This is a genomic window from Hydrogenispora ethanolica, from assembly GCF_004340685.1.
GTDB classification, from domain to species: domain Bacteria; phylum Bacillota; class UBA4882; order UBA8346; family UBA8346; genus Hydrogenispora; species Hydrogenispora ethanolica.
In genome coordinates, this window is record NZ_SLUN01000004.1 from 180,916 (window position 1) to 201,992 (window position 21,077).

Annotated in this window: 26 protein-coding genes and 1 riboswitch; of the genes, 18 read left to right on the forward strand and 8 right to left on the reverse strand. The window is 47.6% G+C overall.

Annotated features, from left to right (window positions below; translation table 11 throughout):
• The first annotated feature begins 49 nt into the window (after positions 1-49).
• From EDC14_RS05395 to EDC14_RS05410, 5 genes are all read left to right on the forward strand, one after another.
• The gene (locus EDC14_RS05395) at positions 50-529 is read left to right on the forward strand and encodes a phage holin family protein (protein WP_132013239.1); all 480 of its coding nucleotides are present in this window, start codon (positions 50-52) and stop codon (positions 527-529) included.
• Entirely contained in the window at positions 516-998 is a 483-nt protein-coding gene (locus EDC14_RS05400) for a glycoside hydrolase family 73 protein (protein ID WP_132013240.1), read from the forward strand. Before EDC14_RS05395 ends, EDC14_RS05400 begins: the two co-directional genes overlap by 14 nt.
• Entirely contained in the window at positions 995-1,621 is a 627-nt protein-coding gene (locus EDC14_RS05405) for a hypothetical protein (protein WP_132013241.1), read from the forward strand. The genes EDC14_RS05400 and EDC14_RS05405 overlap by 4 nt, the downstream gene beginning before the upstream one ends.
• A 479-nt stretch (positions 1,622-2,100) precedes the next feature.
• Entirely contained in the window at positions 2,101-2,277 is a 177-nt protein-coding gene (locus EDC14_RS26645; RefSeq protein WP_165907806.1) for a hypothetical protein, read from the forward strand.
• Positions 2,261-2,923 (forward strand): hypothetical protein, encoded by a 663-nt coding sequence (locus EDC14_RS05410; protein WP_132013242.1) that lies wholly within the window; start codon positions 2,261-2,263, stop codon positions 2,921-2,923. The genes EDC14_RS26645 and EDC14_RS05410 overlap by 17 nt, the downstream gene beginning before the upstream one ends.
• Before the next feature lie 61 nt (positions 2,924-2,984).
• Here EDC14_RS05410 and EDC14_RS05415 read toward each other — a convergent pair whose 3' ends face one another.
• The gene (locus EDC14_RS05415; RefSeq protein WP_132013243.1) at positions 2,985-3,410 is read right to left on the reverse strand and encodes a LexA family protein; all 426 of its coding nucleotides are present in this window, start codon (positions 3,408-3,410) and stop codon (positions 2,985-2,987) included.
• 598 nt (positions 3,411-4,008) lie between these two features.
• On the opposite strand from EDC14_RS05415, the gene EDC14_RS26650 reads away from it, so the two are divergent.
• Positions 4,009-4,185: a hypothetical protein gene (locus tag EDC14_RS26650; protein ID WP_165907807.1), complete on the forward strand. Its 177-nt coding sequence runs from the start codon at positions 4,009-4,011 to the stop codon at positions 4,183-4,185.
• Positions 4,186-4,191: 6 nt separating this feature from the next.
• On the opposite strand, the gene EDC14_RS05420 is transcribed toward EDC14_RS26650, so the two are convergent.
• Positions 4,192-4,392: a helix-turn-helix domain-containing protein gene (locus EDC14_RS05420; RefSeq protein WP_243662818.1), complete on the reverse strand. Its 201-nt coding sequence runs from the start codon at positions 4,390-4,392 to the stop codon at positions 4,192-4,194.
• Between the two features lie 133 nt (positions 4,393-4,525).
• On the opposite strand from EDC14_RS05420, the gene EDC14_RS05425 reads away from it, so the two are divergent.
• The 9 genes from EDC14_RS05425 to EDC14_RS05455 all read left to right on the forward strand — a co-directional run bounded on the left by EDC14_RS05425 (position 4,526) and on the right by EDC14_RS05455 (position 10,680).
• Positions 4,526-4,714: a hypothetical protein gene (locus EDC14_RS05425; protein ID WP_132013244.1), complete on the forward strand. Its 189-nt coding sequence runs from the start codon at positions 4,526-4,528 to the stop codon at positions 4,712-4,714.
• 95 nt (positions 4,715-4,809) lie between these two features.
• Positions 4,810-5,493 (forward strand): hypothetical protein, encoded by a 684-nt coding sequence (locus EDC14_RS05430; RefSeq protein ID WP_132013245.1) that lies wholly within the window; start codon positions 4,810-4,812, stop codon positions 5,491-5,493.
• A gap of 92 nt (positions 5,494-5,585) precedes the next feature.
• Positions 5,586-5,756: a hypothetical protein gene (locus tag EDC14_RS26655; RefSeq protein WP_165907808.1), complete on the forward strand. Its 171-nt coding sequence runs from the start codon at positions 5,586-5,588 to the stop codon at positions 5,754-5,756.
• Between the two features lie 114 nt (positions 5,757-5,870).
• Positions 5,871-6,764 carry a hypothetical protein gene (locus tag EDC14_RS05435; RefSeq protein ID WP_132013246.1) on the forward strand — a complete coding sequence of 298 codons (894 nt, stop codon included), beginning with the start codon at positions 5,871-5,873 and terminating at the stop codon, positions 6,762-6,764.
• 274 nt (positions 6,765-7,038) lie between these two features.
• Positions 7,039-8,052, forward strand: a complete 1,014-nt coding sequence (locus tag EDC14_RS05440) for a ParM/StbA family protein (protein WP_132013247.1) — start codon at positions 7,039-7,041, stop codon at positions 8,050-8,052.
• Between the two features lie 6 nt (positions 8,053-8,058).
• Positions 8,059-8,274 carry a hypothetical protein gene (locus tag EDC14_RS05445; RefSeq protein WP_132013248.1) on the forward strand — a complete coding sequence of 72 codons (216 nt, stop codon included), beginning with the start codon at positions 8,059-8,061 and terminating at the stop codon, positions 8,272-8,274.
• Positions 8,255-8,608, forward strand: a complete 354-nt coding sequence (locus tag EDC14_RS05450; protein WP_132013249.1) for a hypothetical protein — start codon at positions 8,255-8,257, stop codon at positions 8,606-8,608. Before EDC14_RS05445 ends, EDC14_RS05450 begins: the two co-directional genes overlap by 20 nt.
• 485 nt (positions 8,609-9,093) lie before the next feature.
• Positions 9,094-9,261, forward strand: coding sequence for a hypothetical protein (locus EDC14_RS26660; protein ID WP_165907809.1), 168 nt, complete (start codon positions 9,094-9,096; stop codon positions 9,259-9,261).
• A gap of 285 nt (positions 9,262-9,546) precedes the next feature.
• Positions 9,547-10,680 carry a serine hydrolase domain-containing protein gene (locus EDC14_RS05455; RefSeq protein ID WP_132013250.1) on the forward strand — a complete coding sequence of 378 codons (1,134 nt, stop codon included), beginning with the start codon at positions 9,547-9,549 and terminating at the stop codon, positions 10,678-10,680.
• A 119-nt stretch (positions 10,681-10,799) separates the two neighbouring features.
• Here the strand turns inward: EDC14_RS05455 and EDC14_RS05460 are convergent, their stop codons facing one another.
• A complete protein-coding gene (locus EDC14_RS05460) occupies positions 10,800-11,534 on the reverse strand; it encodes a 2'-5' RNA ligase family protein (protein WP_132013251.1) in 735 nt (244 codons plus the stop codon).
• Positions 11,535-12,261: 727 nt separating this feature from the next.
• Between EDC14_RS05460 and EDC14_RS05465 the strand changes: the two genes are divergently transcribed.
• Positions 12,262-12,606 (forward strand): hypothetical protein, encoded by a 345-nt coding sequence (locus EDC14_RS05465; protein WP_132013252.1) that lies wholly within the window; start codon positions 12,262-12,264, stop codon positions 12,604-12,606.
• Positions 12,607-12,729: 123 nt separating this feature from the next.
• Here the strand turns inward: EDC14_RS05465 and EDC14_RS05470 are convergent, their stop codons facing one another.
• The 4 genes from EDC14_RS05470 to EDC14_RS05485 form a co-directional block, all read right to left on the reverse strand.
• Positions 12,730-14,499 carry an ABC transporter ATP-binding protein/permease gene (locus tag EDC14_RS05470; RefSeq protein WP_132013253.1) on the reverse strand — a complete coding sequence of 590 codons (1,770 nt, stop codon included), beginning with the start codon at positions 14,497-14,499 and terminating at the stop codon, positions 12,730-12,732.
• 285 nt (positions 14,500-14,784) lie between these two features.
• The gene (locus EDC14_RS05475) at positions 14,785-15,252 is read right to left on the reverse strand and encodes a chemotaxis protein CheX (RefSeq protein WP_132013254.1); all 468 of its coding nucleotides are present in this window, start codon (positions 15,250-15,252) and stop codon (positions 14,785-14,787) included.
• On the reverse strand, positions 15,245-15,670 hold the full coding sequence (locus EDC14_RS05480) for a bacteriohemerythrin (protein ID WP_132013255.1): 426 nt from the start codon (positions 15,668-15,670) through the stop codon (positions 15,245-15,247). Before EDC14_RS05480 ends, EDC14_RS05475 begins: the two co-directional genes overlap by 8 nt.
• A gap of 198 nt (positions 15,671-15,868) precedes the next feature.
• On the reverse strand, positions 15,869-16,333 hold the full coding sequence (locus EDC14_RS05485) for an aminoacyl-tRNA deacylase (RefSeq protein WP_132013256.1): 465 nt from the start codon (positions 16,331-16,333) through the stop codon (positions 15,869-15,871).
• A gap of 656 nt (positions 16,334-16,989) precedes the next feature.
• Positions 16,990-17,073: riboswitch (ZMP/ZTP riboswitch) on the forward strand.
• Positions 17,074-17,117: 44 nt separating this feature from the next.
• Here EDC14_RS05485 and pflB point away from each other — a divergent pair.
• Positions 17,118-19,340, forward strand: coding sequence for a formate C-acetyltransferase (gene pflB, locus EDC14_RS05490; RefSeq protein ID WP_132013257.1), 2,223 nt, complete (start codon positions 17,118-17,120; stop codon positions 19,338-19,340).
• 18 nt (positions 19,341-19,358) lie between these two features.
• On the opposite strand, the gene EDC14_RS05495 is transcribed toward pflB, so the two are convergent.
• On the reverse strand, positions 19,359-20,357 hold the full coding sequence (locus EDC14_RS05495) for a 3-oxoacyl-ACP synthase III family protein (RefSeq protein ID WP_165907810.1): 999 nt from the start codon (positions 20,355-20,357) through the stop codon (positions 19,359-19,361).
• Positions 20,358-20,603: 246 nt separating this feature from the next.
• Here EDC14_RS05495 and EDC14_RS05500 point away from each other — a divergent pair, with 246 nt between their 5' ends.
• A complete protein-coding gene (locus tag EDC14_RS05500; protein WP_132013259.1) occupies positions 20,604-21,056 on the forward strand; it encodes a hypothetical protein in 453 nt (150 codons plus the stop codon).
• The last annotated feature ends 21 nt before the right edge of the window (positions 21,057-21,077 follow it).

Below are 21,077 nucleotides of genomic sequence, written 5' to 3' on the forward strand. Positions count from 1 at the left end.
TGGTGACCGGGTTTTTTATTTGCTGAAATCAAACGAAAGGGGAAAAGGAATGGAAGATTATCAAACGTTTGTGCATTTCATGCGACGGCTGGGGGAGTTTCCGCTGGCCAAGATCGTGGCTGGGGTCGGCTTATGGCTGCTGAAGTTGCTCTTCGGGCCGGTCTTCCGGCCGGTCTATGGCACGGTGATCCTGTTGTGGCTGGCAGATTTCGCGACCGGGTTCTATCACGCCCGGGCTAATCCGGCGATCGTGCCAGAGAGCCGCCGCCTCTATCATGGCCTGGTGAAACTGGGGATCTATTTGCTCCTGTTGATTTTGGGGAACTTCTGCAGCCAAACTGAGCTAACCATTGTCATTCAGACCATCATTGAGGCTTTCATTATTTTGACCGAGAGCTACTCGATCTTGGAGAACATCCAGAAAATCTGCGTCTTGAAGGGCTGGCCCGCGCCGTTGATTGACCAGATCATGAAGACGATCCGGGGCCGGTTGGGTGAGTTGGAGGAAAAACAGAATGACAAAATCTGATTTCATACGGCAAATGGAACTGGCTTGGCAGCAGGCAACGGCCTTGGGGATCAACATCAACAAGGCCGTTGTTTTTGCTCAGGCGGCGTTGGAATCGGGCTGGGGTAATTCGGGGCTGGCTCAGAAAGCTAACAATCTATTTGGAATTAAGGCGGCCAAGGCTTGGAATGGGCAAACGCTGGCGCTTCCGACAAAGGAATGGAGCAGGGAACGCGGATGGTATACGACGTCCGCGAACTGGTGTAAATGGCCCGACTGGTCAGGGTGCATCGTTTACTATGCTGGGATGTTGAAGCGGTTATCCTGGTTCCGAGATGCCTTGCAACACGTCAACTGTGCCGATGATTTTCTCCGGGCGCTCCTTCCGGAGCCGGGGCAGCCGGGATGGGCTACCGATCCTAATTATTTTTCGAAGGTCCGGATGGTCGGGGCCAAGATTGAAAGGCTGGGTGGGCCGAAGTGGATATGAAAAAGTATCTGGTAGGCGCATTAATCGGCGCTCTCGCGGTTGTCTCAGCGGGTGCGTTTTTTTATTTCTGGCCCCGGCCCGATCCGGTCCGAACTGAGATCCCCAGGAAAACTGTAGTTGAAAACCCAAACAGGGAACAAAAACGGCAGGCGGACGTTAAATTGAGTAAGGAGAGTGAGACCAGGCTCTCCGGAAAAGCGCACACCCCCATTACCTCCCTTTTAAAACCCGGCGATTCGGTAGAAGTACCAGTCGCCGGGTTTGTTTCTACTGTTTACAAGGATGCGGACACCGGCGAGGTAGTTGGGCAAGGCGAGCATTCGGTAGTGGGGAAAACCACTGTGACGGTCGAAGATGGCGGCGGAATCCGGGCGGATACGGAATTTGATGATTCAGTTGAAATAGCTGTGTCGGTGCCGGAAAATGAGAAACGGTGGCGGGTTGGGTTCATGGCCGGGATAGATACGCATGGAGACTTTAAAAGGGTGGCGTATGGTCAATATGACGTTTGGCAGCAGACGTGGAAACGGATCAGTCTGGCCGTGCCGGTGCGGGCGGAGTGGGAAAGGCGGGATGGGCAGGATGACCTAAGGGCGATGGTCGGAGTTGAATTTCGATTTTGACCTCATATGATGGATAGTCAAATAATCTCTCTAAAATCTCTGTATTGCAAAAGCCCTCATTCCTTTCGGAGTGGGGGCTTTTTTAATTTTAGTCGAACAAATTCAACACATATTAATTACTTGAAATCAATGATATCGTGCTATAATATTAACGATAGGTAATTAAAAAGGATTTGCTGTTATAGGATGAAGAGGAGGCGGGCAATTTGTTCTAAGTTTCGGGGAACTCTTGCCGATTAAAATAGTAAGAACCAATTGGAACTCATTGGAACCAATTCGAACACAAACCGAACAAAATGTTAAATTTTGGACTGAGAGGAAGGAACTTTAGTAAAGTAGTTTACCATTACTATCTAAAGTGGTAAAATAATAAACGTTTATCTTTTCTTTTTGGTTATACTAAGCATTATTCATGCCATATAATGGATGGGTGATGCTTTGTGAAAAAAAGAAAGGTAAAAAAGAAGGGGGTAAGGAATATGGCTGGCGCAACACTTCGGATTGTAGAGCCAGAAAAAAAACAGCAAAGCCCTAGCTGGCCCAAACATATCCCAATGCCCAGCGATGAAGATCTTGAGTTCTTGTCAGATATGAGCAAACGAGAAACAGGGTCTGCTTTTTTCGATGTAAAAAGAAGGGGTGATAACAACGACTGACCTACCTCTTTTGATTTCAGACGAAAAAATTATTCGAGGGAAAATATTTCGGGCTGCTTTTCCGTATTTAGAAGAGCGTCCGCTAGAGTTTTTTGAAAAATGTTCAGAGTGTAATAAGTGCGCGAATGCTACTTGCGGGCAAAATTATTGCGGAAGGGTAACATCAAAACCTGATGGATTTGAAGAACAAGACGATGCTCCGGTATATGTAATTAATCGTTTTAAAGCAAGATATGCTATCATTTTAAGTACGGAAGTGCTTAACCAAAATAAAAGGTGGTCAAGCGTTTTAGTAGCTCCGATTGTTGGAATTCATGATGATGAGTTGGACAAGCCACGTGTTAAAAAAATTATTAGCAGGGACCCTTCTTATTTTACAGCCCATTATTTAGAACCTTCTGTTACTGGTATGCATTGCTTTATAGATCTTAGTCGTATTGGCCCGATTCCCAAAAGTTGGCTATTGCAAGAAAAATCAGCAGAATTACAAGAAACCGATTTTGAAGTTATATCTAAAAAGATAGGCCTTGTGCTAGCCCAGAATAAGCTTGAACAGTGTGAAGAATGTGCAAAAAAACTTTGTGAAAATTGTGATATTAAACAAGAAGTCGAAGAGCTAAGAAAGCAACTTGAAAAAGGTGCTTAATATATGTCATTGTCAAAATCATAAATATTTTGCCCACTTACAGTGGGCTTTTTTATTTTTCTCAAAACGCCTTCTTCACAATATAGGTCACGATCCCCCACACGGCGAACTCGTCATCCTCTTTGACCTCGATTGGCTCATACTCCGGATTGGCCGGCATGAGGAAAACCCGATTTCCGCTTTTCATTATCCGCTTCAGCGTAAACTCTCCATTGATGCAACAAACCGCCATAGCACCATCCCGGTACTCCAGCGACTTGTCAATCACTAGTAGATCCCCGTCCTCCGCGCCGGCGTCTTTCATGGAATTCCCGTTGACTCGGCCGTAAAAAGTCGATACCGGATTCTTAACGACGACTTCATTCAAGTCGAGGATATTTTCAAGATAATCCTCTGCCGGGGAGGGGAATCCGGCGGTTACCTGGTGGCCTACGTATGGTAGGCCCGACTTGGAGAGCGTCTCGGCAGAGTGAATGATTAAGCTCATTCTGGATTATCCTTTCCCTTTGGCAAACATACGTTCGATAAAATTAGTATAATATGAATAGCTCAAATTTTAAAGTGGATAATTTTGGATTGTATGGAAGGGTCTTTGGAGGAATGTGGAAATATTTGCCTTAATGAACAATCCCCGAAATGGGATATTTTTTTATAATTTTTGTTGCTTTTAGCAACATATCATGTTATAATAAAAATGTAGAAAGGAGGTGAAAAGGTGCTTGGTATAATAAAGGAAGTGCTTGAAATCTTGCTAACACTACTCGCGATAGTGAAAGCGCTAAAGGAAATCAAGCACTCCAAGCGTCGAAAGTCCTCCAGACGGAGACGCTAACCACCGGGGAGGGAAACCTCCCTCCCCCTTATTATACCATGTAGGCCGGAGAATATGAAGAAAATTAGCACGCTCGATTGGGTAATGCTGGCGTTGATCGTTCTTTCGCTGCTTGATCTGGACTATCAAAGGGTTTCATTGCTACAAGTTGTCAAGCTTGGTTTAATGGCAGTTTGGGTAACTTTATTCGCGCTGAAAGTAAAAAGGTAACCGGGAGCCGATCCCGGCTTCCGGTTACCTCAGGAGGTAAAGCATGTTAATTCTTTACGGCCAAAAAGAATTTGCCGAAGCCATAGGATGGGACGACCGAAAACTACGGGTTTATTATCAACGCGGGAAATTACCCGAACCTTTTGCTATGGTAGGGGATAGGCCGGCATGGACGAAAGAACAAGTCGAAGAATTCAAGAAAATACTAACCGGGCAATGACCCGGTTTATTTTTTGTCCTCAATTTGGTGAAGTGGCTTCAATTCCCCGATTTCCTTTTGGATCCTTTCAACATCTTCTTTTTTAACCCACGACTTACCGGCCTTTTTGTAAATTGGCAATCTCCCAGCCTTCGACCACCGGTAAATGGTCGATCGGTCAACCTCTAAAATAATCACAGCGTCATTGATATGCATCAGCTCATCCAATCCGATCACCTCGCTTAGATTGTAGCATCTTTTGCGTTTGTTGTAAATGTTGAAAATATCTCTTTACAACAAAAACTACATATGCTACAATTAAGACAGTTAAGATAAGTAAATCAAGAGGGAGCGCTGAAGGATGAAGGCTGGCGATTATATTTACACTCCGAGATTTTGTTCAGTAAAAATTAAAAAGGTTTATAAAGACGAAGGTCAAGCCCGAAAAGATGGATTTTATGAACCGACGTATTATAAAGATGGACAATACAAAATTTATGGAAAGCATACCGGAACAAACACCATGGATTTTGCAGCCATCCAAATCTAACCCGGCCCAGCGCCGGTCCCGTCCGGGCAAAGCCCGCTGAGGAGTCCGTGGAAGTCGGACGAAACGGGGATTAGAAGAAGGGAGGTTATGACAATATGACCACAAACACTATCAAAGCAGATCGTGTCAAAAAACTACTGTACAAGCGGCCGGCTCTAGCTATACTGGGCTACGATATGATCACCAGTGAACTGTATGAAATTCAATCGGCTTGCGGAGATGTACAGTGGTTTATTGATAGCGACGATGATACGTTGCTTAACGCTCTCGACGGAAACGAAGAGGACGAATACGAGTTCCGCATGGCTTTTTCGGATTTAATTGCCAAAGCGGATGCTCTAGATAATGCAATGAGGGACAGCGTTGTCAGAGAAATGTTTGATGACTGTACGGTTTCATTAATCGGAAACCGCTACAAAACGATTGGATATGACAGCATGGAAGAGGATTATTTTTCGCTCACGTCATTTGAGCAAGAGTTGGCTTTCACCGAGAGTGGCCAAAGGCTGATGCGTAAAACGAAACAAGAGATGATTGCGAGCATCGGCCAATGTCTCGGTGTAACTATTGCATTCCTTGACCTGCGTCAGGCCTATGATTACCTGAAGGCGACGTTAGACATTCTGCGGGATGAGAATACATCAATACTCCAGACGATAAAAGCAATCGAGGACGCCTATTGTGATGCCGAAAAGGAAAATTTTGCATACTATCACAATGAAAGCAAACGGTTTGATCTGCTGCTATCATCCATTCCGGATAGGATATGGATTGAATGATATATTTAACACCCGAAGATTAACAGGCCCCCGGTCATCCGGGGTAATGCGGGGGCCTCATCCGAACCAGAGGCGGAAAGGAGATAATGAAAATGTTAAATCCACTTAGACACTTAGAAGCAATAAAATGTAGATTAATAGCGGAGAACGCTAAAGATTTATCAGATAACGAGCTTTACCGCTGCCTTTCTGGTTGTGTTGGTGCTCATATGTTAATTCCTTTAGCCATTAAATATCGCGATGACGGATATTTAAACCTCTAATTAATTCGCAGACGGGGCCGGGGAACCCGGTTAATGTAGCGGCCAGGTCCGAATTAGGTTCGGCCAACATTTTAGGCCTAACCTAAAAATGAAAACGATAAAGGGGGTTGTTTGATGATTAATGAAGAATTAGCAAGACGCAACAAAGAAAACCATAGCTTTTCGGATTATGTCCCTGGTAGTGCGACAAATGAGTACAATCAAGTGATAGCGAAAGCGACCCAAAAAATAGAAGCAGCCAAGCTAATAGTTTCTGATGAAAACAAGGCCCGGCTTGATACCCTACTTGAACGGTATAAAGTAAAATATGCTGAATGGATAAACAACTCGAATGCGAACGGTGCTCGGCATGTTAGCGTAATGATTTCAGGATCGTCAAATTACCCAATGGGTAAACACGAGAAGTATTTAAGCCGCGAAAGAACACTTTGGGGAGAATATGACCATATCAAAGACATGATCAATGACGGTATTTCCCGAATTATCAATTGCGAACGGATTATCAGTTCCGACAATCCTAATGCCATTGAACTTTTGAAAGAAAAAATCGCTAAATTGGAACGTAATCAAGAAATGATGAAAGCGGCCAATAAAATTATTCGCTCCAAATCCGAAATGTCCGATAAAATTAATTCTCTTGTCGAAGTTGGTTTTACCGAAGAACAGGCCGAAAAATTGTTTGTCCCGGATTGTTATGGCGGTATTGGTTTTGAACCGTTTGAGTTAACCAATAATAGCGCGAACATTCGGCGTCTGAAGCAGCGTCTAGAAGGTCTTGAAAGGAAGCACAATGATTCCCCAACCGAGAAAGAAACGGACGGAATTAAAATTTTCGAAAACGTAGAGGCCAATCGTGTTCAAATCTTCTTCCCTTCGATTCCGGCTTCAAATGTCAGAAATTATCTAAAATCGAATGGTTTTCACTGGTCGCCCTCTAACAGTTGTTGGCAACGAATGCGATCTGTTCAAGCGTCTCATATTGCCGAAAAGGTTATCGAAATGGTTTGATAGCGTTCCATCCGATAACCCGGCCCTCTGATCGGGCTCTAATTTGAGAAAGCTGGTGATACCATGCGGCTCATATTCGTTTGTGCGAAATGTGGCAAATCAATCATGGTCGAGGAAAAAATTTATGATCGGGTATATGCCAGGCAACAGCTATGCTTGAGCTGCCGAGGAAACAAGGCGGTGGATAAAGCCGATAAAAGCAGGTGATACCTTCAATTTTTCTTTATTCCAAAATAAATTTTTTAAATACTATAAATACGAAGGAGGAAAAACCTTGTCAAACCAAGAACAAACCGTTATTATCGTCGATTCCGGGCGGCAATTTGTTAAGGCGATTTGCGGCCAAACTTTACGCCTAATCCCATCCGTCGTCGCTCCAGCCCGAGAGTTCCGCATGGATCTCAACCTCTCGGATCCGAAGTATCATTGGGTGGCCATCGATGGCCAAGAATACTTCGTCGGCGCTCTGGCCCTGGAGCAATCAAAGGACGCCGCCCAAGAGCGCGACCCGGACAAGACGAACCGAAACAATCACATCTTGGTTGTCACGGCCTGCGCGTCATTTCTGCACAGAAGCGACGAACAAGTTACCCTTCTGACCAACTGCCCGGCGCGGGATTGGCGGCGCCAGAAGGACCATATCCGACAGGCTTTCCTCGGCCGCTATACGGTGACCAAGAAGGCTGGGCCGGACCGGGAAACAGTCGATTTTACGATCGGCGATGTCAAAGTGCTTCCCGAGGGTGCCATGGCCTATTTCGGATATGTCTATGACGATGAGAACATGGTCCAGCTTCACCCCGAGTTTCTGAAAGCCAATGTCTTAGTTTTGGAATGCGGCGATCAGACTATCAACTACATATCCATGATGCGCGGCGTGTATCGGGATGATGACTGCGGAAGCCTCGATCTCGGCCTATACAACGCCCACGCTGACGTACAAAAGTGGCTGGAATCCCAGGGAGTCGAAATCACACAGTCTGAATTATCGCGGGTCATTATCGGCCAAGAAGCGATTTACCGCGGCAAGAACATCATCGATTACCGATCGGCGCTCCGGGACGCTTACGCCGGGCTGGTCACCAAGATTTTGAACCAGCTCCAATCCAGGTTAAAATTTGGAAACTACCAGCACTTACTCTTGGCCGGCGGCGGCGCGGGTCCGCTCCGTGATGAATTGCAGCGGCGGCTTGGCGATCTGCTGGATATTCATTGCCCGGAAGATGCCCAGTGGCTTAATGCTTACGGTGCAAAGGTTATGTATGAATTGAATAGGAAGAAGGGATAAAAACCAGTGCCAACGTATCGCTATTTTGCTACTAAAACCAAAAGAAATGGCAGAAAGACAGTCCATGAATGTTTTGCAGGACTTGTCGGTACTGATACGACAATGGATGATCCGGAGATAGTAAAATTTATCGTAAAAGTTGTTATTAAACGCCATCCAGGAGCATATCTCCGAAAGTTTGTAGAAATAAAGGAGCAACAAGATGGGAAACCACCGACATAACAAAGATAACCCCAATGCTCGGCAAGTCCTAACCTGTTATTATTACCCAGACCATCCCCGGGCGAAAGAAATCGAAGATTGGCGGGAGCGGCACTCAACCGAGAAGATAACGAACGCCATTCTTGAGGCTATTCTGGAACAAAACGACCGGGAAACGCAATCCATCGAGAAGACTATCGATCTGGCCGCCGAGGTTGCCGCTCTACGGGAAGAAGTTGAAGAACTGAAGAAGCGGCCATTTACGGCGCCGGCCGCATCGGAGATTGGCGGAAACAAAGAGACGGAGGAAAACAGAGAGCCGGATCCGGATGTTGGTGGGTTTTTTGAGGATTGAGAAAAATTCCCCCTTTAGATAATATAACTAAAGGGGTTTTTCTTTGTCGGACTTAATTTATCGTGAATTCGTTTTTTAAGGAGAACTTTTATTGCCAATATATTGCGCTAACTAAAATGTCAAGCCCCAAGATATCGGGACTTGTTTTTACGTAAGAAAGAGTTATATAATTAGACCATCGAACACATGTTCGTAATAATCGTTAACCTTTTAAGCTTCCCCAGTTTAAAAGGTATTTCCCGCTTGTTAACGGAATGGTATAGGATTAGAATAAAATTGTTTACAGAACATATTACCTGGTAAAAGCTAAAAGTGAAAAAAGCCATAATAAGGAGAGGGGGAGAAGTAAGCTTGGTGGTCGATAGGAAAATACTCCTGTGGCACCAGGAGTATTTTCAAGGAGAATCTAATTTTACATAAGTCAGTAAGATGATATCACACTGACCTCCATGAGTCAACAGTGATATTAATGGGAGGACATGGAAGTGAAAAGTGATACGCATGGAGAGCGTAAAGTAATTGAGTTAACATACTATTACGAAAATGGCGAAATTTCCTTTGATTTTCATCAAATTATCCAAGCTATAGGCACTGATAAAGAACTGACCCTTAAGAAAAATAATACTGTTTGTTCAGCCAAAATTCTGTTCTAAGAATTTTTCTAAAAATGTGCCGTTGCAACTATAAATAAATTAAAACAGATACAAACAATAACAGTCCTTTTAGCTGGCAATTTTCAATTATGAAATAATGAAAATGTTGCTAAAACAACATGGCCCGGAGACTTCGAATCTGTAGGTCGGGGGTTCGAGCCCCTCCGGGCGCACCAGAAATGACAAGGACTTTCAAGACCGAAAGTTCTTTTTTATTTTAGTTTGGGAATTGCTTTGGGGAATGCTAACTAGCTTCTTTGTAATATTGCTCAAAGAAAGGTACAAATGAAAATTTATTCAAAAAAAGTAGCAATTTTTACTTTATTATTTGGTTTAAGTGGTGCGATATGGTTTTTTTATAATTTATTTGAAGATTGGTTTGTAACGAAGCAAAACACGGAGGCGCCGATATCCGCCATGATTCAAAGATACGCCAGAGATAAAAGCGATCTTAAATTAACGATTGGCGTGTTAAAATCGGACAAAATAAACTATAAGCTATTTGGCGCCAATTCAAAAGAATTGGAACCGGTTGAATACGAATATGAAATTGGTTCTATTTCGAAAACTTTTACCGCTTCCATGCTTTGCAAAGCAATTGCTGACGGCCGTGTAAATTTAGATGATTCTATAACAAAGTATCTGCCATTGGATTCTAATACCTTTTACCCAACGATTCTACATCTTGCAACTCATACGTCGGGGTATGGGGAATACCCATTTGACTCTTCTACATTATCCGAGAAAGAACAGGAAAAGATAAATGATGACTTTTACAAAAAGCGGCTTAACATCTATCGGGGAATCAATTCAGCATCGCTACTCGATAAGCTAAAATCGCATATTTTAAAAGACAAACCTTATGATTGGGAGTATTCTAATTTTGGCTTCGCAGTATTGGGTACGCTTCTTGGTGAAGTATATCATACCTCTTATAAATTACTGGCCGAAAATTTTATTGAAAACGACCTTGGCCTCACCAAAACTCGCCTTGGAAATGGCATAGGGAATCTGAGTCATTACTGGACCTGGAATGATGATGATGCATACTTTGCAGCGGGCGGATTTATATCCACTGTGACCGATTTATTGCAATACGGCCGGATGCACTTACATAATTCTCCGAATTATCTTGCTTTATCCCATAAAACCTATCGAACTTTCAAAAAAGCTGGATTCTCCATGGGGCTAGGATGGATTATTGACCCTCAAACCGGTTATTTATGGCACAACGGTGGTACATCATCATATAAAAGCTTTCTTGGCATCGACAAAGAGCATAAAACTGTGGTTGTGGTATTATCCAACTATCCTACAAACGATAATTCCAAAGAGGATGATGCTCTAGATATTTTAGGGTATAGGTTACTGGATAGTTTGAGCAATGACGATAGGGATGTTTTTAATGTGTTGGAATAGTATGCGTTTTTACAATCTACAGTAGTAATAGTAAATGATACATTCGAGAACTGAAGATTGGTGGAGGCAAGGAATCGAATTTCCGCCTGAAAGACTCTTTTCCACCTTTTATCCCGACCTCAGTTTTTTTCCCCGCAAATCCCAGCACTTGCAGCCAAATTAAGCCAAAGCAACTTCCGGACGCTATCTTTTTTTCGATTATACCAATCATGGACGACCAACTCCAATTCATTCACTTTCATGACCCCCATATCGAAATCATGGTATTGTTGAAGGACGGCCGATAATTGTTCCCGGTTTTTTAGGGCTTTTTTGAATCGAACAATGGTAGAATGGGCTGAAATGCTCTGGTATCTTTCCTTTAAAATTATACCGTATTCGGATGCCGTTTTTCTCGTCCGCCTCCGCAGTTTTTGAAGACCACCATCATCGTAACCCTTCACTAAAATAGCAGCGTTACTGGCGATGATCCCGTTAAATTGAACATCAAACGGCGATAAACCTTTCATGGCATTTTGCACTACCTTAATTGATTCCCTGATCATAGCATCATTTTTTTCAAACGATTCGGTGGCACTGATCAGATCCAGAATTGTGATATGCAAGTCTGTTTCCGGGTAAAAATACTGTTCGGATTCGATTTTTTGAATTTCTTCCGTTAAAAATTGAAAGCCTTGCGTTATTTCTCCTTTGATGGTTATCAATAGGGTCAAACCGAGTCTTTTATCCTGTCCCAGATTGTTTAAATGAGGATCGATTTTCTCTTGTCCGCTGCGGATCGCTTCCATGCCTTCCAAATTGATCGTAGTGTATAATGTTTCCAAATCTCCGGTTAATCGATCATTTTTATCCATCTCAGTAACCTTCCTGGTCCATCTGCCGGTATCAGTTCACCACGTTCGCCCCATCTTCCAAATAGGGCAGGGAAATTGAACTTGCGAAGGGATTCTGAGACCTTAATTCTGTAATAATTTTCAAAATTCCTACCGGATATTCAAAAACGCTTGAAAAAGTGTTTCGTCGGGTTCCTGCCGAGAGTAAAAGACTGATTGCTCAGTCTCTACAGACCGGTTTGACAACTGAGCGAGCATGCACGGCACTTTTGTGAACCAGCCCGGCAACCGTGCAAGTATCCTCCGTAACTGGGCGACCATGTACGGCTACTGTGTAAGGATGCACGGCAAGCGCGAGACCATGCACAGTTACTGTGGAAGCTTGCACGGTAACTGTGCGAACATCCTCCGTAATCGAGCGATCATGCACATGAACTGAGATAGCATGCACCGTAACGTTGCGAAATAGCGCAATATATTCATATCGATGCAAAAGTGCAACTGCCTCATTTGAATCAATCAAGGTTAATCGGGCAATGATAATAACATCGTAAATTTAGGGGATTTACACTCATGGAAAAGCCCGGATGAACCGATTGATAGATTAGAGAGCAAGTTAACAATAAAGAGAAGCCAAGTTAAAGAGGAAATATGCATAAGCGTTACGATCGCGGATATGAGCCATCCCATCGAGCGGAACCGATAACGGACCCAAGCCAAAAAATTCGATTGGAGAGGAATGCGCGGTATGAAAAAACCCTCCGGTTACTCTCGGCATTTGAAATTAATCAAGAATGAAACCCCGGCAGGGGAATCGCCATTGTCTGATGAAGAGCGAAGACAGCTTCTCGAACTTAGCGAGAAACTAAGGAATGCCGCCGTTGCTCTAAGTCAAGCAATGAACCCCTTGGTCGAACAGTTAACGCAATCCTGTCAAACGCTTTATGCCCAGTTTGAGGAGGTCTATCAAAAAGCGGGGATGCCTTACGGGGACTCCAAAGAGGGAATGATGAAGTGGATGAAAGAGCAGAAAGAGACATGCCGTCAAGCGGGCGAGCATCAACCGAAAAGACATTTGCATATCGTGAAATAACCGCCCGGTGAGGCGGTTATATAACTTCATGAGACCATCATATACGGCGGTGTCATGATATCGTTATGATAAAACCCGGCGCTGGTGGAGATACCAGTCGCCGGGTCTTTTACGGTTAAGACTTCAAGAAGCAGTTGACCGGCGGGAATACCGGGGGATTTCACCGCTCTGCCGGGCATCCGAGAAATGGAGCGGGCTTCGTTTGTCAATATGCAGCCGCAGCTGATGCAATGCCAACAGCGTTTGGCGATGCCCGATACTGACGATGGTCAGATCCTTCAATTTGGTTTGCAGAAGGCCATACATCGTCCGTTCCAGCGGTTCGTCCAGGGCCGATGTTGCTTCATCCAGGAATAACCATTGGGGCTGATGCAATAAAGCGCGGCCGAACGCGATTCGTTGCTGCTCTCCCAGGGAAAGAAGCTGGCTCCAGTTTTCGACGGTATCCAGGTATGGGATAAGTTCTTCCAATTGGCACTGGCTCAAGATCTCCTTGAGTCTATCGTCAGCCGCCGTCCCGGTTCCATACGGGTATAGCAACACTTCCCGGAGCGTGCCGAGGGGAAGATAGGGTTTCTGCGGCAGAAACAATATCTTTTCTCCCCGGGGGATACTGACCTTGCCTTCAGAAAAAGGCCAGATACCCGCGAAGGTTCGCATCAGGGTACTTTTCCCCGATCCCGAAGGACCGGTGATCAACAATGAGTCGCCTTTGCGAAGTTTCAATTCAAAATTGTCGAATAAGATCGCGCCATTGGGGAGACCCACCTTCAGCCCGGATACGGTGAACTGTGGTTCATTGCCGGCAATGAATTGAAACGCCGTCTGTTCCCGGCTGCTCTCGATGGAGTCGATCTGTTGATTGAAGCCGACCAGACGATTGAGAACGGCCTTCCACTCAGCCAGGGACGCGTAACTGCTGACAAAGAAAGAGAGGGAGTCCTGCACCTTGCCGAAGGCGGAAGCTGTCTGCACCAAACCGCCCAGCTGGATCTGACGGCTGAAAAAACGGGGGGCCGCCACCAGGAACGGAAAGATGATCGCAATCTGGCCGTAACAAGAGGTAAACCAGGTCAGCCTTTTTTGGCGCTTCATTAATTTGTAAAAGTTTTCAAACGTTTTCTTGAAACGGCCGGTGAAATTGCTTTCTTCTTGGGATTCTCCCTGATAAAAAGCAACGCTCTCACTATTTTCACGCAAGCGTACCAGGCTGAAACGAAAATCCGCTTCATAACGCTGTTGGTTAAAATTGAGTTTCACCAGCGGACGGCCGATTTTGGCGGTTAACCAGGTTCCAAGGATGGCATATCCGGCCGCGGTCCAGACCATATAACCGGGAATCGCGACTTTGCCCTGGGCCAATGGAATGGTCAATACGCCGGAGAGATTCCACAAGATCGCGGTAAACGAAATCAACGTGACCACCGCTTTCAAAAGGCCCAGGGAGAGCGTTAAGGTTGAAGACACAAATAAACGGATGTCTTCGCTAATCCGTTGGTCCGGGTTGTCGGAGCCATTGTTCTGCAGCTGCATCCGGTAATAATGCTGTTTCCGCAGCCAGTTTTGGAGATAATGCTCCGTCATCCAGCGACGCCAGCGGATCTCCAGCATTTGCTGGAAGTATAGCTCGTAGACGGCAACCAGGATGTAAATTCCGGCGAGAATCGAAAACGTGCCCAGCGCGCCGAAAAAAGCCTTTTGGTCATAACGTTGCAAGGCATTGTAAAAGCCGTTATTCCATTCATTCAACCGCACCAGCAAATAGACGTCCCCTAAATTCAGCGCGACGATAGCCGCCAATAAACCACCGGCCAGCCATCTTTCGGTCGAGCGCCAGTATTCACGGGTTAGCCCCCATCCCGCTTTGATAAACGAAATATCAAACTTCCGCATGTACGCATTCCTTCCGTGAGAATTGGTGATTTCCCGGCGGGTTATCAACCCATAAAAAAAACCGTTATTTTTCATAACGGGCCTTTTATCCGGGGAGTTGCAGGTTGATTATGCCATTTTTATCGAAACAGTGGGGTTTTTGAACGGCAAGTAAGTTGGAAAGTTTGGCGAGTTTATCGGACCGTCCGCCTCATCATCGGAGGCAAGAAAAAAGACTGATTGCTCAGTCCGAGGTTGCGATAGATTGGAGGCACAGAATTTAACTTGAATCAAGGACGGTTCCGTTTATGCTTGTTTACGGTTGAGCCTTACATCCAAGTCAATTTCGCCGATGTCGGTACAGATCCGGGCGCTGGATGACGATGGGGCGGAATCCTCGCTCACCTGGCCGTCAATCACAATTTTCGGCGGCAGGATGTCGCAGGAGACCTTTTTTTCGGAGAGGGCCATCAGCGCTTTGCCGCTGATGATATTGGTGATCTCGCCGATTGCGGAGGTAACAAAATCATCGACTTCCGGAAAATCCATGCCGCTCATGATTTTTACCATTTCAAGCGAGGTCTCTTTGGGGAAGTGGTAAATAATTTCTCCTTGCAGATCGCCGACCACGCCGATGGAAATATTGATTTTCCCGCTGGAGCCGGTATCTTCCTTCTTGCCATCCAGGACCTCCGAAATATGATTCAGGTCGAGCATCAGGGAGAATACGTCTTGCGTGGCATGGAAGAAGAGACGGTAAAGTTCGTCAGCCATTGCATTCCACCCCCTTCGCCTTGGCAAACGAGGCAATCTTTTGGTCTTCCGCCGCGACATGGTTGATGAGCCAGGCCAAAAGCTTGCCGGCAAATTGTTGCATCAGTTGCTCCTGATAACCCTCTTTTTCATATTGCTTGGCAATATTCACGACATACTCGACCATGTCGTTATGGATTTTCCGGTGCGCCTCGAATTCCAGATATCCGATTTTGCGCTGGTAAGCCTCTTCATCATGAAAGTGGGTTACCACGTAGTCTTTCATGAAATTCAGCGTTTGATTGACATTGTCCACTTTTTCTTCCCAGCGGACCGGTTTGCGTAAGGTTTCCACAAAATCGGTGACCCGGCTGAAAAGTTCCCGGTGCTGCGCATCGATCAGGGGAACCCCCAAATTATATTTTTCTTTCCAAATCATGGTTTCTTCCTTTCCAGCGGAGATTTTTTAAATCTTCGCTTTTGAAAGTAAAATTATAATTTTAATATATCAGGAAACATCGTAATTTTATATTGCTATCCGTTATTTTTTCAAAAATGTTAGAATAGACAGACGTTGACGGAGAAAATTGGAGCATCAATCTTTGCCCTCTGAAAAGCGCCCGGACTGGTTAAGTTTTTACCTTCGGATCCGAATAATGGTTGCGTTGTTTGACCGGATCAGTTCCCGGCTGGCGATCCGCACCAGGGAACATGGCGAACCCCCGCCGGTATAAACGATCTCCTTTTCCAGCACTTTCGGATCGACGAGAAACGTGGCGCAATAGCCGAAAGAGGGAACGCCGCCGCAAGGGAATCCCGTTTTTTCGAGAATTTCGTCCGCGGTGGCGGTTCGGGGCGGGTCCTCGCGCAAGGCTTTTCCGACCCGGGAGCGGCTGGCGCTATCCTCGCCCTTAACGATGGCCACAATGAGATTGCCTTCCCCGCTCACCAGGCAAATGTTTTTCACAAAATCTTCCGGAGAAGCGCCGGCGGCGCTCGCCGCTTCCTGGACCGAGTGGCAGGATTGGGTGAATATCAATTGTTCGGCTCGGATATGACGGGCCGTCATAAAGTCCTTGAGTTTCGCTTCGTAGCGATTCATCGATTTCCTCCGTTAAAATCCGGCATCTCAGCCAAAAGATCAGTCTACCCGTTAATTTCTATCCATTTGACCGGGTTCCTCCTCGAAGTTAGCAGCGGAAACAGAAAGTGGATGAAGCGGACATAGGGGGCGCCTTTGCGGCATATTCCGGGCTTCTCCACGATCGGGGTTTCGTTCGGATGGCTGGCAACTCATATTTTGTCGCTTGAAAATGAGGTATTGTCGCTATTCATGATTGCGGATCTCCTTTACAATAAGAAAAGTAAGGCGGTTGGGGGCAAAAGAAACGATAGAACGGCATCCTTTCGTTATGACAATCATCAAATTACTCCTTTTCGTTGTCTCATTCGTTACAGAATGAGTCTTTTTTTTATTTCCATTCGGCCACTCGCTTTGCGGCTCGTCGGCTGAAGCCGTAATGCCGAGGCGAAGCCCGATCCTATAGTGCCTCCAGGCATTTGTTTCACACGGTCTGGAAGCCATGTGATAAAGTCCTCAAATTCGGAATCACTCTTTCAAAGGATAAAAAATCGACTTTATCACTTGCTTCTCTGAGCTTTTGTGTTCACCCTGGCCTTCGGACAGGGTTTATCACAACGCTTCTAGGAAGGATCCCTTGACTTCCCCCCGGAAATTGGGTACAATTAAATCATCCATTCAACCCGTATGACTGGCGGAAACAGTGGGTCACCACGAGGGAATACGGGAATCGTTTTTAGCCGGCCGCCTGGGCACAATATGCCTGGGCGGCTTTTTTATTGGGCTGTCCATAAAGGAGGAAGAGATGATGGAGCCATGGCGGGATTTTAACGGTCAGGTTTGGCGCGATCGAATCGATGTGGCGGAGTTTGTACGGGATAACTATCAACCTTATTATGGCACGGCGGATTTTTTAACCGGCGCTTCGGAGAAGACCGGCCGGCTCTGGCGGCGTTGCCTGGAGCTGATGGAGGAGGAACGGGCCGCCGGCGGAGTGCTGGCCATCGATACCCGCCGGGTGGCCGGGATCACGGCCTGGCCTCCCGGGTACATTCAACGGGAAGACGAGGTTATTGTGGGACTCCAGACCGATCAACCCTTGAAACGGATGGTCAATCCCTGGGGCGGCTGGCGGATGGTCGAAGCGTCCTGCGCGGCGCGAAATATCAAGCCGGACCCGACGATGGCCAAGATCTTCACCCGCTACCGGCGGACCCAGAATGAAGCCATCTTCCGGATTTACACCCCGGCGATGCGGCAAGCCCGAAAACTCGGGATCATCACCGGCCTGCCCGACGCTTACGGCCGGGGCAGGCTGATCGGAGATTACCGCCGGCTGGCGCTTTACGGGGCCGAGCGGTTGATGGAGGAGAAGCGGAAGGACCTTTACGCTTTGGACAATGTCGATGATACCGCCATTCATCTGCGGGAGGACATTGCCGATCAGGTACGGGCGCTGGAGCGGATGATCGAACTCGGCCAGGCTTATGGCTTCGATATCTCCCGTCCGGCCGCCAATGCCCGGGAAGCGGTGCAGTGGTTGTACATGGCCTTCCTATGCGCGGTCAAGGAGCAGAACGGGGCGGCGATGTCCTTCGGCCATACCAGCCCGTTTTTGGATATTTTCATCGAGCGTGATCTGCGGGAAGGGTTGATCGACGAGGCTCAGGCTCAGGAACTCATTGATCAGCTGGTTATCAAATTGCGGCTGGTGCGGCATTTGCGAACCCCGGAGTACGATCAACTGTTCGCCGGCGATCCGACCTGGATCACCGAATCATTGGGCGGGATGGGCGAGGATGGCCGGCCGTTGGTGACCAAGACGGACTTTCGCTGGCTGCAGACCTTAAAAAATCTCGGGCCGGCGCCCGAACCCAACCTGACGGTGCTCTCCAGCCCCCGCCTGCCCCAGAATTTCCGGGAATTCTGCGCCGGGCTGGCCATCGAAACCTCGGCGCTCCAATTTGAGAACGATGAATTGATGCGGCCGGTCTTTGGGGATGACTACGCCATCTCCTGCTGCGTCTCCGCGACCCGGTTGGGGAAGGATATGCAGTTTTTCGGCGCCCGGGCCAATCTGGCCAAAGCATTGCTGCTGGCACTGAATGGCGGCAGGGATGAAGCCACTGGCGAACCAGTCCTGGAAGTGCCGGAATTGAGCGGCGACTATCTGGACTGGGACCAGGTTTGGAGCAATTACGAACGCGTCTTGACCTGGCTGTCGGTTCTCTATAGCCGCACGATGAACTGCATCCACTATATGCACGATAAATATAATTATGAACGGGTTCAGATGGCTCTGCTGGATTCGCAACCCCACCGTCATATGGCCTTCGGAATGGCCGGCCTGTCGGTGGTAGCGGACTCGCTGAGCGCGATCCGTTACGGCAAGGTCAAGGTGGTCCGCGATGAACGGGGCATCGCCCAGGAGTTCGTGGCCACCGGCGACTTCCCATGCTACGGCAATGACGACGACCGGGTCGACGGCCTGGCGGTCCGGGTGATCCGTTACTTCTACAATTCGCTGGCCGCCCAACCGATCTACCGGGATGCCTTGCCGACCCTTTCCATTTTGACCATTACTTCCAATGTAGTGTACGGCAAGAAGACCGGCCCCACGCCGGACGGCCGGCCGGCCGGGAAACCCTTCGCCCCGGGCGCCAATCCGATGCACGGCCGCGAAAAGGCCGGAGTGGTTGCGGCGATGCGTTCGGTCGCCAAATTGCCCTATGACATCTGCCGCGACGGGATCTCGTATACTTTTTCGATTACCCCGCGGGCGTTGGGCGACCGGCCCGAGGAGCGGGTCCTGAATCTGCTGGCCCTGATCGACGGCTATTTCGGAGCTTTGGGGCACCATATCAATGTCAATGTCTACAGCCGCGAGACCTTGATCGAGGCGATGGATCATCCGGAACTCTACCCCAATCTGACGATCCGCGTCTCCGGCTATGCGGTGCACTTCATCAAACTCAGCCGGGAACAACAGCTGGAAGTGATTGAACGGACCATCTATGAGCGGATGTAGGGTAAAAAGTGCTTCATTTCAATAAATAAAAGCGGTCCCGCCGCAGCTGAAACCGGATGCGCCGACCACTGCGGCGACGCGATCGCCCCGTTTTAAACGGCCGTTCTCCTCCGCCAGCGCCATGCCCAGCGGAATGGAGGCGCTGCCGGTATTGCCCACTCGCGAAAAGGTGTTATAGGCCTTTTGAACCAGGTTTTCATCCAGATCGCCCCAGAACTTGCGCGGATCGCCGGTCACCTGATGAAAAAACCAAATGTCGATGTCCCCCAGTATGTTTCGGGCCTTTTCCAAAAAGGCCGGCACGAATTGGGGCAAGATCTCCAGGGCGGTCATGGCCAGCCGTTTGCTTTTGACCAGGATCTTCAGGTCGTCCCTTTCCTTGCCGATCTTTACCCGGCAGAGGTCGTTATACTGGCCGTAAGTCTCGAAATCAAATTCCGTGAACCCCCGATGCTCCGGGTCATCCCGCAGCAACATGGCGGCAGCGCCGTCGGAGATGGTCAATGCCGAGAAACCGGAGAGGTTCTCCCCGGAATCGAACAAATGCCACGGGATCCGCTCCGATCCGTCCTCGGCGGCGACGATTAGAGCATTCCGGTATTTGCCGCTTTTGATATAGAGGTCGGCGATCTCCATGCCGTTTAAAAAACTATTGCAGGCGTTGGACAGATCAAAGGCATGGGCGCGGTTTGCGCCCAGCCGGTCCTGCAGGATAATGGCCATGGCCGGCTCCACATAATCGCGCAGCATTCCGACGTAGAGAATGAAGTCCAGATCCCGGGGGTCAAAGTTCGTCTTGGCCAGGCAATTTTGGGCCGCTTGGGCCGCCATGTCGGCCCCGCTTTCCCCCGGAGCTTTGAAATGGCGCAGCTCCGCTTGGTTGAGCGTGAGCTTTTTCGCTAATTTTTCGATATCAACGTCCGGACCGCCTCGGGTCCTGAGCATCTGAAGCAACTGGTCATTGGTAATTTGATGATCCGGCAAATAATATCCGATGCCGGCGATGGATAAGCCCATAAGAAAACCTCCCAAACGGTGATAAACCGCTATATAAATCCAGTATTGCCCGGAGACAGCGGGCGTATGTTGTATAGTTCTGTCAGCGGAGGGAATACTCATTTGAGCATGGGTTTCTTTATTCTACTCCAAAATTTTGATTGGATGTTCCGGCATGAGCTTGTGCCGGAAGTAGCGATTTCTCAATTCAGCTTTCAATGAGAAATCGTCCGTAAATCGTCAAAAATCATTCAAAAGGTGCATACGATGCGGGATACCATCACAATCGGAACGATTGCCGGATGCATTTCGTCGGCGGTTATGACGCTCGTTATCTTGATCGTCCGCTGGATGGGTTTTCAATTCATAACGACCTGGGAGACGGCGGCGGCCATTTTTCTCAATCCGGAACTGGTCCACACGCCGGTCGGGTATCTGATCGGCTTCATCGGCCAATTCATCCTAGGGGCCACCTTTGGGATCGCGGTAGCCTACACGCTGCGCTTTACCGGCAAGGATTACTATATCCTGAAAGGCATCGGTGTCGGGGCGATGTACTGGATGGGGACGGTGGGCTTCTTTATGCATTTGTTGCACATCGCTATCGAAGGAAGAGGCGATCCGCTCTCCAATATCATGGCGGTGATCGAATTTAATATTCTAGGGATCATCAATGCCGGCATCATTGCCAAGTATGCTGATTTTCGGAAAATCCGGTGAGACTCCACGAGGGAGACTCAT

Coding starts and splice junctions, on each gene's coding strand:
- EDC14_RS05395 (WP_132013239.1), top strand. CDS start 50: ATGGAAGATTATCAAACGTTTGTGCATTTCATGCGACGGCTGGGGGAG.
- EDC14_RS05400 (WP_132013240.1), top strand. CDS start 516: ATGACAAAATCTGATTTCATACGGCAAATGGAACTGGCTTGGCAGCAG.
- EDC14_RS05405 (WP_132013241.1), top strand. CDS start 995: ATGAAAAAGTATCTGGTAGGCGCATTAATCGGCGCTCTCGCGGTTGTC.
- EDC14_RS26645 (WP_165907806.1), top strand. CDS start 2,101: ATGGCTGGCGCAACACTTCGGATTGTAGAGCCAGAAAAAAAACAGCAA.
- EDC14_RS05415 (WP_132013243.1), bottom strand. CDS start 3,410: ATGAGCTTAATCATTCACTCTGCCGAGACGCTCTCCAAGTCGGGCCTA.
- EDC14_RS26650 (WP_165907807.1), top strand. CDS start 4,009: ATGTTAATTCTTTACGGCCAAAAAGAATTTGCCGAAGCCATAGGATGG.
- EDC14_RS05425 (WP_132013244.1), top strand. CDS start 4,526: ATGAAGGCTGGCGATTATATTTACACTCCGAGATTTTGTTCAGTAAAA.
- EDC14_RS05430 (WP_132013245.1), top strand. CDS start 4,810: ATGACCACAAACACTATCAAAGCAGATCGTGTCAAAAAACTACTGTAC.
- EDC14_RS26655 (WP_165907808.1), top strand. CDS start 5,586: ATGTTAAATCCACTTAGACACTTAGAAGCAATAAAATGTAGATTAATA.
- EDC14_RS05435 (WP_132013246.1), top strand. CDS start 5,871: ATGATTAATGAAGAATTAGCAAGACGCAACAAAGAAAACCATAGCTTT.
- EDC14_RS05450 (WP_132013249.1), top strand. CDS start 8,255: ATGGGAAACCACCGACATAACAAAGATAACCCCAATGCTCGGCAAGTC.
- EDC14_RS05455 (WP_132013250.1), top strand. CDS start 9,547: ATGAAAATTTATTCAAAAAAAGTAGCAATTTTTACTTTATTATTTGGT.
- EDC14_RS05460 (WP_132013251.1), bottom strand. CDS start 11,534: ATGGATAAAAATGATCGATTAACCGGAGATTTGGAAACATTATACACT.
- EDC14_RS05465 (WP_132013252.1), top strand. CDS start 12,262: ATGAAAAAACCCTCCGGTTACTCTCGGCATTTGAAATTAATCAAGAAT.
- EDC14_RS05470 (WP_132013253.1), bottom strand. CDS start 14,499: ATGCGGAAGTTTGATATTTCGTTTATCAAAGCGGGATGGGGGCTAACC.
- EDC14_RS05475 (WP_132013254.1), bottom strand. CDS start 15,252: ATGGCTGACGAACTTTACCGTCTCTTCTTCCATGCCACGCAAGACGTA.
- EDC14_RS05480 (WP_132013255.1), bottom strand. CDS start 15,670: ATGATTTGGAAAGAAAAATATAATTTGGGGGTTCCCCTGATCGATGCG.
- EDC14_RS05485 (WP_132013256.1), bottom strand. CDS start 16,333: ATGAATCGCTACGAAGCGAAACTCAAGGACTTTATGACGGCCCGTCAT.
- pflB (WP_132013257.1), top strand. CDS start 17,118: ATGATGGAGCCATGGCGGGATTTTAACGGTCAGGTTTGGCGCGATCGA.
- EDC14_RS05495 (WP_165907810.1), bottom strand. CDS start 20,357: ATGGGCTTATCCATCGCCGGCATCGGATATTATTTGCCGGATCATCAA.
- EDC14_RS05500 (WP_132013259.1), top strand. CDS start 20,604: ATGCGGGATACCATCACAATCGGAACGATTGCCGGATGCATTTCGTCG.